Annotated in this window: 7 protein-coding genes; all 7 read right to left on the bottom strand. The window is 74.0% G+C overall.

Features of this window, described 5'->3' with window-relative positions:
- Positions 1–10 precede the first annotated feature (10 nt).
- Positions 11–2,806: an AAA family ATPase gene (locus tag ACZ6S5_RS18495; protein WP_466001881.1), complete on the bottom strand. Its 2,796-nt coding sequence runs from the start codon at positions 2,804–2,806 to the stop codon at positions 11–13.
- Between the two features lie 12 nt (positions 2,807–2,818).
- Complete coding sequence (locus ACZ6S5_RS18490; RefSeq protein WP_466001879.1) at positions 2,819–4,078, bottom strand: cation:proton antiporter domain-containing protein; 1,260 nt, start codon at positions 4,076–4,078, stop codon at positions 2,819–2,821.
- A 64-nt stretch (positions 4,079–4,142) separates the two neighbouring features.
- A complete protein-coding gene (locus tag ACZ6S5_RS18485) occupies positions 4,143–5,420 on the bottom strand; it encodes an NAD(P)/FAD-dependent oxidoreductase (RefSeq protein WP_466001877.1) in 1,278 nt (425 codons plus the stop codon).
- 531 nt (positions 5,421–5,951) lie between these two features.
- The gene (locus ACZ6S5_RS18480; RefSeq protein WP_466001875.1) at positions 5,952–7,289 is read right to left on the bottom strand and encodes an MFS transporter; all 1,338 of its coding nucleotides are present in this window, start codon (positions 7,287–7,289) and stop codon (positions 5,952–5,954) included.
- Positions 7,290–7,436: 147 nt separating this feature from the next.
- On the bottom strand, positions 7,437–8,798 hold the full coding sequence (locus tag ACZ6S5_RS18475) for an NAD(P)-binding protein (RefSeq protein ID WP_466001915.1): 1,362 nt from the start codon (positions 8,796–8,798) through the stop codon (positions 7,437–7,439).
- Between the two features lie 134 nt (positions 8,799–8,932).
- Entirely contained in the window at positions 8,933–10,885 is a 1,953-nt protein-coding gene (locus ACZ6S5_RS18470) for an AfsR/SARP family transcriptional regulator (protein ID WP_466001873.1), read from the bottom strand.
- 615 nt (positions 10,886–11,500) lie between these two features.
- Positions 11,501–12,847: an FAD-binding oxidoreductase gene (locus ACZ6S5_RS18465; RefSeq protein WP_466001871.1), complete on the bottom strand. Its 1,347-nt coding sequence runs from the start codon at positions 12,845–12,847 to the stop codon at positions 11,501–11,503.
- Positions 12,848–13,240: the final 393 nt, after the last annotated feature.

The raw sequence follows: 13,240 nt of genomic DNA, 5'->3' as shown, positions 1-13,240 counted from the left end.
CCGGCGGGTCTCATCCCGCCACCGCCATGTCCAGCACGATCTCTTCGGGCAGGTCCGCCCGGGTCTTGACGCCGAGCTTGCGGAACGTCCGGGTCAGGTGCTGCTCCACCGTGCTGACCGTGATGCACAGCCGGCGGGAGATCTCCCGGTTGGTGTGCCCGCGCGCGGCCAGCGCCGCCACCCGGCGTTCCGCACCGGACAGCAGCGACAGCGCGGCCACCCGGCTCACCTGCTCGGCCGGGTCGGCCGGCTCGGGCCGGGCCGGGCCGGCCTCCAGCGGCAGCCGGCGCAGGATCGGCCGGGCGCCGCAGGACCGGGCCAGCCGGGCCGCCGTCTCGACCAGCGGCCGGGCCCGCGCCGGGCGGCCGGCCTGGTAGTGCAGGCAACCGAGATCGCCCAGGGCCTGGGCGAGCTGGGCCTGGTCGCCGCAGCCGCGGAGCACCTCGACCGCCTCGGTGAGCAGGTCGGCGCGCTCCCCCGGCGGGCTGACCGCGGCCAGCACCCGCAGCGACATGCCGCGGGTCCGGGAGGCCCGGGGACCGACCAGGGCCAACTGCTCGCGCGCGAGGGTCCGGGCCCGCGCCACGTCGCCGGCGAGCAGGTACGCCTGGGCCGCCTCGGCCCGCCACGGCACCAGCGCCGGCCGGTCGAAGCCCCACGAGGTCATCAGCTGGCCGCAGGTGGTGAGGTCGTTGAGGGCGGCGTGCGGGCGGCCGTTCTCCAGCTGGAAGCGGCCCCGCGCGTGCAGGTAGTAGAGCCCGAACCGGCTCTTGAACATGCCCTCCAGCACCGGCATCTCCAGGTAGGTCGACGCCGCCTCGTGGTCGCCGGTGTCGGTGGCGGCCTGCACCAGGTTGGCCAGCGGGCCGCCGATGCAGACGCCCCAGCTCTCCAGCGGCACCTGCTTGAGCGCCGCCTCGGCGAGCTGCCGGGCCAGCAGCGGGTTGCCCTGCCGCACCGCGATGCTGGCGCGCAGCGAGGCGAACTCGGCCTCCCAGAGCGGCACCTGCCAGGCCCGCGCCTCGGCCAGCCAGTGATCGCACCAGCTCGCCGCGGCGGGCAGCCGGTCGGCGAACTGGAGGGTGGCCACCGCGCACATCAGCGCTTCCTGGGTCTTCTTGGTCAACCGCATGGCCCGCATGCAGGCCTCGGCGTCGGCCACCGCCTCGTCCTCGTCACCGCCGGCGAGCAGCGACGAGAGCGCCGCCGCACTGCGTACCCGGGGGTCCCGGGCCGGACGGGCGGGATTGCGCTCCGGTCGCAGCCGGCCCGACACCAGCGCCGGGTACGAGGCGGCGAGGATCTCCCGGGTCGCGCGCAGCTCCGCCGAGCCGGCCGGGTCGTTCTCCTCGCCCCGGGCCACGATCCGCTCGATCGCCTCCGCCGCCTCCTCGAAGCGGCCGTGCCAGAGCAGGTACTTCGCCAGCATCAGGGCGTGCCGGTCGCCGAGCCGCCCCTCCCGCAGTGCCTCGGCCAGCTCGCCCAGGTGCCGGACGCTCATCGACGGGTTCAGCAGCCAGGCGGCGCTGGTCAGCAGGGCCTTCAGCGGGACGCGCAGGCTCTCGTCGGCGCAGATCCGCAGCGCCACCTCGACGCAGGCGTACGCGTCGGCGGCCCGGTTCTCCACCAGGTGCCGCTCGGCCGCGGCGCGCAGCACCGGCAGCGCCCAGTCGGGCAGCGTCCGGTCGGCGGCGACCAGGTGGCGGGCCACCCGGGTCGGCGGCGCGCCGTCGGAGTAGAGCAGTTCGGCGGTACGCCGGTGCAGCCGCGCCCGCTCGTGTGCCGGAACGCTGGCGCGCAGCGCGGCGGTGGCGGCCGGATGCCGGACGGCTCCCCCGTTCAGCAGGCCGGCGGCGTCCAGCGCGTCCAGCCCGCGCTGGACCGTGGCCGGCTCCTCGTCGTCGAGCAGGCGGACCGCCAGCGCGGCGCTGTCGGCGCCCTCGTCGAGCACGGCGAGCGCCTGGGCCACCCGCATCAGCACCGGCCGGCCGCGCAGCACGCAGCTGAGCACCGCGTCCCCGTAGGCCTCGCCGACCCGGACCCGGGTCCCGGCGGCCGGCGGCCGCTCACCGGTGCGCTGGTCCTCGACGAGCGCCCGGACCAGCAACGGATTCCCCGCGCTGACCTGGTGGACCTCGCCGGCCAGCGCGGCGGCGGTGTCCGGGTCCAGGTGGCGGTGCAGCACGGTGGCCACCCCGGCCGGCGAGAGCCGCGGCAACGGGATCCGGCGGTAGCTGGGCAGCCGCAGCAGCTCGGCGCGCAGTCGCGGGTTGGTCGGCCGGGAGAGCACGCACTCGGCGACCACCACCGCCACCCGGGCGTTGCGCAGCCGGCCGAGCAGCTGGATCAGCCAGTGCTGGGAGACCGCGTCGGCGAACTGCACGTCGTCGACGCAGATGAGCACCGGCACCCGCTCAGCGACCTGGAGCACCTCGGTGCAGAGCTGGTGCACGGCGGCGGTGGTGCCCGCGTCGAGGGTACGCGGCTCGGCCTCCGGGACCGGGGCGGCGCCGCCGAGCCCGTCGAGCAGCTCGCCGATCCGGTCCGGCGCGGCCCCGGGAAGCTCGGCGGAGCGGAGCAGCTGTCCGAGGACGCCACCGGCCGACTCCCGTTCGGCCCAGCAGCCCACCGCGGCGAGCACCGCGAAGCCGTCCGCCTCGGCCCGCCCGCGTACGGCGTCGAGCAGGTCCGACTTGCCGCAGCCGATGCCGCCGCTGATCAGGACCGCGCCGCCGGTGCCCATGGCGGAGGCGGTGAGGACCTCCGCCAGCGTGGCCAGCTCCGATCCACGTTCGACGAGGTGCATCTGTTCCTCCTCCTAGGCCGACGACCGGGCCGCCGGTACCAGATCCGGCACCCTGGCCGGCGCGGTGATCTCCACCGGCCGGCGGTAGATCCAGGCGAGCATCGGGCCGGTCATCGCAGTGGTGACCAGCGCCATGACGACCATCAGCGAGTAGAGGGAGTCGTCGAGCAGGCCGATCCGCAGCCCGACGCCCAGGATGATCAGTTCGGTGAGCCCGCGGGTGTTCATCAAGGTGCCCAGCGCCAGCGACGCGCGGGCGGGCACGCCCTGCACGCGTGCCGCGAGGTAGGTGCCGCCGAGCTTGCCGGCCACGGCGACCAGCAGGATCACGCCGAAGTCCAGCAGCCCGTCCAGGCCCACCCCGCCGAGATCCACCTTGAGCCCGGCGACCACGAAGTAGACCGGGAGCAGGAGGGCGGTGAGCTGGCCGGTCTGCCGTTGGATGGCCTCGCTGCGCTGCTCCGCGCCGCCGGTCGGCATCACCAGGCCGAACAGGAACGCGCCGAAGATGAAGTGCATGCCCATCGCCTCGGTGGCGGCGGCGGAGAGCAGGGCACCGCTGAGCACAGCGGCCAGCCGGGGGACGCTGATCGGATCGTCCGGGTCGCCGCCGGTCACCAGCCGCCGCAGCAGCGGGCGGACGACGAGGAACATCACCGCGACGTACGGCAGGAGCAGCAGGACCCGCCAGTGCCCGTCCTCCCCGCCGATCGAGGCCTGTACGCCGGCGAGGGCGACCCAGGCCACCACGTCCACCACGGCGGCGGTCGCCAGGGCGAAGGTGCCGACCGTCGTCCGCGACAGTCCACGGTCGGCGATGATCCGGGCGAGCACCGGGAACGCGGTCACCGACACCGACAGGCCGATGAAGATCATGAAGGCCGCGGCGTCGCCGTGACCGTGGCCGCGCAGCAGGTACCAGCCGAGCCCGAGGCCCAGGACGAGCGGCAGCAGGGTGGAGCCGGCCGCCACCACGGCGGTGTTGCGTCCCATGCCGCGCAGCACGCCACGTTCCAGCTCGAGACCGACCACGAACATGAACAGGGCCACTCCGACGTCCGCCATACCGGAGAGCAGCGGCCGGACGGCGGTCGGGAACAGGTTCGCGGCGATCCAGCCGTCGAACAGGGTCGGCCCGAGCAGGATGCCGGCGAATATCTCACCGACCACCGGCGGTTGCCCCAACCGGACGGCGAGCACGCCGAAGCCGCGGGCGAGCAACAGGATCAGCGCCAGGTCGACGAACAACATCTGGATGGTGTGGCTGGTCATCGGGCCCCATTCGGCTTCGGTGCGGCCACGCGGCAGCCGCCGGAGCGGCTGCCGCGTGGGTGGGTCAGGCTCCGACCGCGGCGGTCTCCGCGCGCTCGGCGATGAGGTCGTCCACGTTGATGTTGAACAGGGGGTGGCGGCCGCTGAGGCCGGAGACCAGGGTGACGAAGTCCTCCCGCGGGTCGCGCTCGCGCTTCGGGTCGACGATCGTCTGGGCCTGCTCCCAGTAGAACTCCTTGTATCTGGTGCGGTCGTAGAACTTCCCGACGAAGGTGCGGATCTCGTCGAAGAAGGCCCGGTACGCGGTCGCGTACCGCTCCAGCGCGGCATCCTCGATCTCCGGGTGCTCCAGCACCTTGTCGAGGATCTTCGACAGGGCGCTGCCGGCCAGGGTGGCCAGCGCCACGCCGGTGGAGAAGAGCGGGTCGACGAACGCGGCGGCGTCGCCGACCAGCGCCCAACCCGGGCCGTAGAACCGGTCGCAGGTGTACGACCAGTCGCGGGCCGAGCGGAAGCCGCTGGACTGGCGGGCGTTCTTGAGCAGCTCCTTGAGCTGACTGGACCGGGCGAGCTGGGCCCGGAACAGGTCCTCCAGCGACTCGTCGGAGGCGGCCGCCGCCGCGGAGGCGGTGACGTAGCCGACGCTCATCGTGCCCTTGTCGATCGGGATGCCCCAGAACCAGCCACCCTCCAGGCCCTCGATGAGGATGTTGGTGTACTCGTCGCCGGGGAGCCGGTCGGCGTTGTCGAAGTACGTCCAGACCGCGACGTTGCGCATGTCGTCGTGCCAGTTGACGTTGCTCAGCTTGCGGCCCAGCACGCGGGCCTGGCCGGAGGCGTCGATCACCAGCTTGCCCCGGGCCTCCTGGACCTCCTCGGAGCCCCGGATCGTGTAGCGGACGCCGACGACGCGGCCGTCCTCCTCGATGGCCTCCTTGACGGTGGCCTCCTCGATCACGTGCGTGCCCAGCTCGCGCGACCGGTCGAGGATCATCGAGTCCAAGTCGGCCCGGCGGACGTGATACGAGTAGCTGTAGGGGCCGCCCTCGATGAACGAGAAGCCCCACGGGATCTTCTGGGCGCCCCAGACCAGGGTGCCGCCGTGCTTCTTCTCGAACCCGCGCTGCTCCATCCGGTCGAGCAGCTTCAGCTCCTCCATCGGCCGCATGAAGCCGGGGATGAGGGACTCTCCGATGTGGTAGCGGGGGAAGCGCTCGCGGTCCAGCACGAGGACCCGCCGGCCGCGCTCGCTCAGCAGCGCTGACAGCGTGCCGCCGGCGGGGCCGCCACCGATGACGACGACGTCGAAGTCGTCGGGGATGCCGTAGAGATTGGACGACATTCGCAACTCTCCCTTGATCGGGCCACGAAAGGGGCGGGCGACCCGGGCGGACCGATGTCTGACGACCGGCCCCGCGCGGTCCGACGAGCGGGTCCCGGGTGCGCCAGGCCAGTCTGCGCAGGTCGTTCTGCAGACCCTCTGGACGCGGTCTTAAGGGCCTCCCCAGACCCGCCCGGCCGCCGGCGACGGCACCGCCCGGTCATCGCCGGCCGGCCGCCCCCATCGGCGTCCGTGCAGCTCAGGCACCGGCTCGCCAACCGTCCTCCGCGGACGGAGGACATCGCGACGATGGCACCGTTCGCAATCCCGGCGACGGGACCGACGGCACCAGCTGCACCCTGCATTGCGCACCCTGCACGCCACGCCCGGCACCCCACCCGCCCGCGCACCCCCAAGATCCGCTCAACTTCCGGGAAGTTGCTGCCTTGTCTCGTCCCGAGGCAGCACCTTCGGGGAAATTGCTGCCTGCATACCGCGCGGTACCGCGCGGCGCCGCTCGGCGCGGGCGCGGGTGCGGGGCCGGCCGGATGGTCAGGCGGGGCGGTCCGCGCCGGCGGGGGCCGGGTGGCGCACCGCCGGAGCCCGGTCGTCGGCGGGCGGCCCGAACCGGCCGGTCGCGGCGATCGCGGCCGCGAGCAGGGCCAGCCCCACCCCTACCAGCGCCGCCGCCTGCAGGCCGTCCACGTAGGCCAGCCGGGCCGCCGCGCGCAGCTCGTCGCCCGCCGCCCCGGCCTCCTCCCCCCGGCGCAGGGCAGCGCCCAGGTGCGCACCGACGGCAGCGGAGCCGGCCCGGTACACCAGGGTCAGTACCGTGCCGGCGAGCAGCACCCCGACCGCCCCGGCGACCTGGCGTACCGCGGTGGTGAAGCGGACCACGCCGAGCAGGTCGTCCGGGCTCGCCGCGGTGGCCGCCCGCATCGCGCTGGACAGCATCGCGCCGAGGCCCGCCCCGACCGCGACCAGTCCCAGGGTGACCCGGGCGGCGGCGGTGGCGGTGCCCGCCGTGGCGAACAGCGCCAGGCCGGCCGCGGCCAGCAGCGCGCCGGCCACCGCGGCCCCCCGCGGGCCGACCCGGGCACCGACCCGCTCGCCGAGGCCCGCGCCCACCAGCAACGCCCCGACCAGCGGCAGCAGCCGCAGGCCGGCGGAGAGCCCGCGGGCGGCGCCGACCCCGTCGAGGTACGGCGTCAGCACGAACAGGAACCCGGTCATGAGCACGTACACCAGCGCCAGCACCAGGACCGGGCGGCTCAGCCGGGGACCGCCGCCGGCGGCCGGACGACCTGCCGGCGCCCGGGACTCGGGGAAGAACACCGCCACGAGCAGCGCGGCCACCACCACGATCGGCAGGTCGACCAGGAAGACCGAACCCCACCAGTACCGTTCCAGCAGCGCGCCGGCGACCAGGGGGCCGAAGCAGAGACCGAGGCTCACCGCGGCGGAGGCCACCGCGAACGCCCGGCCCCGCTCCTCGGGCGGGAACAGCACCGGCAGCATCGCCATCGCGGTCGGCATGACGACGGCCGCGCCGACGCCCATGGCCACCCGGGCGACCAGCAGCGCGGCGACGCTGCCGGCCAGCGCCGCGCCGGCCGCCCCGAGCCCGAGGACCAGCAGGCCCGCCAGCAGTACGCGCCGCCGGCCGAGCCGGTCGGCAAGGGCGCCGAGCGGCACCATCAGCAGGCCGAAGGCGAGCAGGTAGCCGACGAACACGCCCTGGAGCTGGCCGGCCGAGGCCGGGAGGGCGGTCATCAGCTCCGGCAGCGCCAGGAAGACCGTCGTGGTGTCGAGCCCGATCAGCAGCAGGCAGGCCACCGCCGCGGCCAGGGCCCACCAGCGTCGCGGCCGGGGCGGGGTCGACGGTGGCACGGCAGCTCCCTCACTGGGCAGAGGACGGTCGGCACGATCACGGCGGCGGCGCGGGCAGGCCGGCCGGACGACGGGCCGATGGACGGACGGCGCGGGAGCGGCGGCCGGGTGGGCGGGCCGGACGGTGACCGGCCCGCCCGGGGAGACTCAGCGAGCCGGCGCGGACTGCGTGACCACCTCGGCCCGGGCCGGCGAGCGGCGGGCGGCCACCAGCGAGCGCAGCACCGTGGTGGGCCGCAGCAGCGCCGACGGCGGGCAGAGCAGGTGCTGCATCTCCAGCAGCACCTTGTGCACCTCGGGCGAGACATGGCTGGCGAGCATCGCCTCCCGGGCGTACCGGTTGATCAGGTCGGTGCCGAACGGCCTGGGGCCGGTGGTCTCGGGATAGGCGAAGTCGCCACCCGTCGCCATCCGCCACGGCGTCTCCAGCACCTTCGCCGCGGCCTTGTAGTAGTGCCGGGCCATCTCGGTGGAGGCGGTGCCGAACCTGTCCAGGCTGCGACCGAGCGCCAGCGCCTCCAGAGTGGCGGCGGTCATGCCCTGCCCGTACAGCGGGTTGAAGCTGCAGATGGTGTCGCCGAGAGCGACGTATCCGGCGGGCAGCCGGTCGAGGCGCTCGAAGAAGCGGCGGCGGGCGGCCGGGAACTGCCGGGTCTCCAGGTCGCTGAGCGGCTCGGCCTTCTTGATCAGGTGGGCGATGGCCGGCGACGGCAGGCCCTCGGCGAAGGCGAGGAAACCGGCCGGGTCGGCGGGCGCGTGATCCTTGTGCCAGCCGCCGATGGTCACCACCCACCGGTCGCCCTCGACGGCGAAGGCCGCCGCGGCCTTCTTGTGGTGCGGCGGCACCGCGGCCATCAGCGCGAGCAGCGTGCCGTCGGGCAGGTCGCCAGGCTGGCGGGTGTAGATCCGGCTGGTGTAGCCGACGTCGATCCGGACGACGGCGTTCTCCGGCGCCGGGCAGTCGAGCTTCTCCAGCCAGCGGTCGGACCGGCCGCCGCTGCGGCCGGTGGCGTCCACGACGAGATCCGCCGCGAGGGTACGGCCGTCGTCCAGTTCCACCCCGGTGACCCGGCCGCTGACGCCCATGAGGCCGGAGACGGCGAGTCGGTCGTGGACGGTCACGTTGGCCATCCGCAGCACCCGCTTGCGCACGGTCAGCTCCAGGAACGCCCGGGTCTGGCTGATCCCGAGCATGCCGCTGCGGAACCGTACCCGCAGTCCGCCCATCTGGTGGAACAGCAGGTCGGCGCCGGGATCGAAGGGCACCGCGCCGCCGGCGATCAGCTCCTCGGTCAGGCCCGGGTAGAGCTCCTCGAGCGCGAGCCGGCCACTGATCAGCAGGGCGTGCGCGTGCATGCCGTGCGGCACCCCGCGGCGGTCCCGGGCCTGTTCGGTCGGGAGGGTGTCCCGGTCGATGACGGTCACCCGGTCGAACCGGCGGGCGAGGGCGGTGGCCGCGGCCATTCCGCCGATGGAGCCACCTACGACGATGGCATGGCTACCGATCATGCTCACGGACTCTCCTCAGGGCTGGCTGTCGGGAAGCGAGACCATCGGGTGGCGGGCAGCTCGGCGGCGCCGCCGGGGTGTGCTGAGTCTGCCGCCGCTGGTCTGGAGGTTCTCTGGTCGATGTCTGCACGGGCTCACGCGGCGCTCTCCTCGTACTGGCGGAGGGCCTCCTCCCGGCGCTGGAGGCCGAGCATCCGGCCCAGCGCGGCCATCCGGCTGGCCCGGGTCTCGGCCTCGCTGCACTCGGTGGCGTAGACCCGGACCAGGGCCGGAAACCGGTGCAGGCAGCCGGACACCTCCTCGAGGAGGTGGTGGTCGACGAGGACCTGGAGCTGGTGGTACGCCTCGGCGCGGGTCAGTCCGGCGAGCGCGGCCGCCATCTGGGTGGTGACCGCCGTGCTGGGGCAGCAACCCAGCATCCGGAACATCCGCGCGGCCTCGGGCGGCAGCCCCTGGTACGAGACGGCCAGCGCGGCCCGCACGTCGGTGCTCGAGTCGCCGCGTACCGCGAGATGGTCGAGGCGGTTGTGCGGCAGCCGGTAGCGGCGGACCAGTTCGCCGGGGGTGAGGGTGGGCTCGGCGGCCAGCGTCACGGCCGCGATCCGCAACGCCAGCGGCAACCGGCCGCACAGCTCCGCCAGCTCGGCGACCTCGTCCGCCCGGCCGGTCAGTCGACCGACGCCCGCCAGGTTGGCGAGCAGGTCGGTGGCCTCCGCCGTAGAGACCGGCCCCAGCGTCACCCGGTACGCCCCGTCGCGCGCGGCGAGTCCGCGTTGCCGGCGACGGCTGGTCACCAGGACGCAGGCGGGCCCGCCCGGGACGAGCGGGCGGATCTGCCCCGGGTCCGTCGCGTCGTCGAGCACCACCAGCATCCGCCGCCCGTGCAGGACGCTGCGGTAGAGCGCGCTGGCGGCGTGCAGCTCGTCGGGGATGCGCGGGCGGTCGATGCCGAGACTGACCAGCGCGAAGGTGAGGGCGTCCAGCGGCGACAACGGCGGGCCGCCGGCCGCGGCGGAACCACGGAGGTCGACGAACAGCTGCCCGTCCGGAAAGCCGGCGGCGATCTCGTGGGCCAGTTCGAGGGCGAGGGCGGTTTTGCCGGCGCCCGGACCGCCCTCGAGCACGGCGACGGTCGTCGCCCCGCGCTGCTGGTCCCGGTCGACCAGGCCGTGCAGCTGGGTCAGCTCGGCGTGGCGGCCGGCGAAGCCGCGCGGCCGGCAGGGCAGCTGGGCCGGCCGGCGCAGGTCACCGAGGCGCGGCTCGGGCGCCGCGGGAACCTCGGCCGGCAGCTCGGGCGGCGCGGGGTCGTCCAGGTCGGGGTGCCCGGCCAGGATCTGGTTGTGCAGGTCGCGCAGCTCCAGGACCGGCTCGATGCCCAGCTCCTCGTGCAGCAGTTGCCGGGTTTCGCGGTAGAGGCTCAGCGCGTCGGCCTGCCGGCCGCTGCGGTAGAGGGCGAGCATCAGCAGACCGCGCAGCTTCTCGCGCAACGGTTCCTTTGCCACCGCCTCGGAGAGCACGGTGACCGCGTCGGCCGGCCGGTGCAGGTCGAGCAGGAGCTCGGCCAGCTCCTCCACCACGGTCAACCGCAGTTCCTGCAGGCGCGTCCGCTCCACCGCGGCGAACGGCCCGGGCACACCGAAGTACGCCTCGCCGCGCCACAGCCGCAGCGCCGACTGGTAGACCTCGACCGCGCCCGGACCGTCGCCCGCCTCGCGCAGCCCGCGGGCCTGCCGGTGCCGGGCCGCGAAGAGCGTGGTGTCCAGGTCGTCCGGGTCCATGAACAGGGCGTACCCGCCGCCGGTGGAGACCAGGACGTCGCCGAGTTCCCGGCGGTTGCGGCCCGGTTCCAGCACCCGGCGCAGGCCCGCGACGTACGTGTGCACCCCGTTGGCGGCGGTCGGCGGCACGTCGCTGCCCCAGACCGCGTCGATGATCTCCTCGAAGCCGACGACGTCGTTGACCCGGCTGGCCAGCAGGCCGAGCACCGCCCGCTGCTTCGGCGGGCCCAGCGTGATCTCGTCCCCGTGCCGCCAGGCGCGCATGGGGCCGAGCACGGCCAGACACAGTGATTCCCGAACTAGTCGCACCGAACGCCTCCCCCAGCGTCCGCGCGGGGCCCCGGGGCCGGATGATCACCCGGTCCTCGGGGCCCGGCGACAGACCACCACCGTCGTTGCCGCCCACCGCCTCCCCACGCCCGGCCGGTCGACCCGTGCGGGCACTCGGCCGGGCCGTCCGGAGCGTCTCTTCCGGTGGGTTTTCGGAATGGGCTGCCCGGGGACCGGCAGGAACCGGTCCGGAAACCCGGCGACCCAAACAGATGTCGTTGATTCTGGTCCTATTTAATTGTGTCCCTGCGTTTCCTTTCGGCAAGGCGCCGGCGGGGCGGTCGGCGGTGGCGACGGCGGAACGCCGAACCCGATGCCGGCGTCGTCGGCAGGATCGGAAAAGACTCTGCCAGGGACGGCACATCCGGAACCACTCCCATATTGCTGTGAGCGAGGAGGCACCTGCGCAGGGTAGCCATCGATTACAGGCTATTTGTGTCGCACTCCCGACAAACGCTGGATGCGGGTTATGCGGCATTCGACCGGAGCCGACATCTGCCGGCAACATTTCTGCCTCCAGCGTTTACGGACCACCCGTCGAGCATCAGGAAAATGCGAGGTGAACAGTTTTCACCGTCAATTGTCGACGACGCATCACGCGGAGGTACGCGGCGGGATGTTGTGGTTGATCCGGAACAGGTTCGCCGGGTCGTACTCCGTCTTGACGTCGACCAGCCGCTCGTAGCCGGCGCCGAACGCGGCCCGCACGGCCTGCCCGGTGGCATCGTGCACGCCGAGGAAGTTGAACAGACCCGGGGCCAGCCACGGGCGCAGCCGCTCGTGCAGGCCCTCGTGCGCCGCCCGCAACGCGTCCAGGTCGGCGCCGTCGGCAAGGGACATCGAGGAGAGGCTGAACCCGGCGTCCCGGCCGCCGACCGCGTTCGGCACCGCCGGCGGCCGGGCGTACGCGCCGCCGAGGTGGCGCAGCTCGACCGCGTACGGGGCGCCCGCGTCGGGACCGGCCGCGGCCAGCAGCGCCGCCACCGTGTCCGGCTCCAGGGCCCGCAGCGCGACGTTGCGGCCGTAGCTCGCCGCCGGGTCGGTGGGTTCGTGGTGGATCGACCCGACCCGCTCGTACGGCAGCACCCCGAGTGTGTCCATCAGCGCGGGCGCGGCCGCCCGCAGCGGCGCGACCAGCCGCTCCCCCTCCTCCGGCGCGCCGCACCAGGCGATCCGCAGGTGCATGACGTACCGCCCGCGCAGCGGGGCCGGGGCGGCCTCGATGTCCGGCACCAGGACCATGAGCACCGAGGAGGTCATCTCGTCCGGCACCGTCCCGGTCCACTCGGCGTACGCGCGCAGCGCGTCCGGCACCGCCTCGGCGCCGAAGTAGAGGCCACCGCCGTAGAGCCGGGTGACCGGGAACAGGTCGATCTCCAGCGCGGTGACCACGCCGAAGTTGCCCTTGCCGCCGCGCACCGCCCAGAACAGGTCGGGCTCCTGGGTCGCGGTGAGCCGGCGCTGCCGGCCGTCGGCGGTCACCAGGTCGATCGCGCGCACATGGTCCGCCGCGAAGCCGTACCGCCGGCCGAGCATGCCGATCCCGCCACCGGTGGTGTACCCGACCGCGCCGACCACCGGGCTGGAGCCGTTGAGCGGCGCGAGGCCGTGCGGAACCGTCACGGCGAGCACGTCGCGCCACGGGACGCCGGCCGCCAGCCGGGCGGTACGCGCGGTGGGGTCGACGCGCACCCCGGCCATCCGTCCGGTGTGGACCAGCACCGCGTCGTCAGCGGGCACCGCCGGGCCGTGCCCGGTCGCCTGCACCGCGACCGGCCGTTCCTCGGCGGCGGCGAGGCGCACCGCGGCCGCCACGTCGTCGGCGTCCGCCGCCTCGACCACCAGGGCGGGCTTGTGCTCGATGATCCGGTTGTAGCCGGTGCGGTGGGTGTCGTAGCCGGCGTCGCCCGGACGATGGATCGGTCCCGAAATCCCATTCATAGCAGCAACCATAATGGGCGGACCGACGGTCCGAGACTACTTAACCGCGTGACGAACATACTCTGTCGGCTTTTTTCCGGCCCCGACAAAGGGGTAGCGTACGTCGATAGGCCGCTATCCGTACGGCAGATGTCCGGAAGACGACGCGAGGTTGCCGCCGCACCCCGGACCCGGCTCGGCCACCCGCTGCGAGCATCGCTGTGAGCTGCGAATTCATCCATCATCGCGCTGGCGTCGCGGCGACGGAGGACGGACGGCGACGGCGCACCAAGACAGCAATTTGCGCGAAGACTTTTCGCGGACCGGACGACATGCTGAAGCGGGTCGTCGGGGCCGTCGGCGCACCCAGCGCCCATTCCGCAACGTCTATGCCTGCGCCGCTCCGTCCCTTTC

The sequence above is a fragment of the Micromonospora sp. NPDC051924 genome (assembly GCF_055586005.1).
The sequence above is the reverse complement of the archived record's forward strand: the minus strand, read 5'-3'. Positions and strand labels throughout refer to the sequence as shown.

Coding starts and splice junctions, on each gene's coding strand:
- ACZ6S5_RS18495 (WP_466001881.1), bottom strand. CDS start 2,806: ATGCACCTCGTCGAACGTGGATCGGAGCTGGCCACGCTGGCGGAGGTC.
- ACZ6S5_RS18490 (WP_466001879.1), bottom strand. CDS start 4,078: ATGACCAGCCACACCATCCAGATGTTGTTCGTCGACCTGGCGCTGATC.
- ACZ6S5_RS18485 (WP_466001877.1), bottom strand. CDS start 5,420: ATGTCGTCCAATCTCTACGGCATCCCCGACGACTTCGACGTCGTCGTC.
- ACZ6S5_RS18475 (WP_466001915.1), bottom strand. CDS start 8,798: ATGATCGGTAGCCATGCCATCGTCGTAGGTGGCTCCATCGGCGGAATG.
- ACZ6S5_RS18465 (WP_466001871.1), bottom strand. CDS start 12,847: ATGAATGGGATTTCGGGACCGATCCATCGTCCGGGCGACGCCGGCTAC.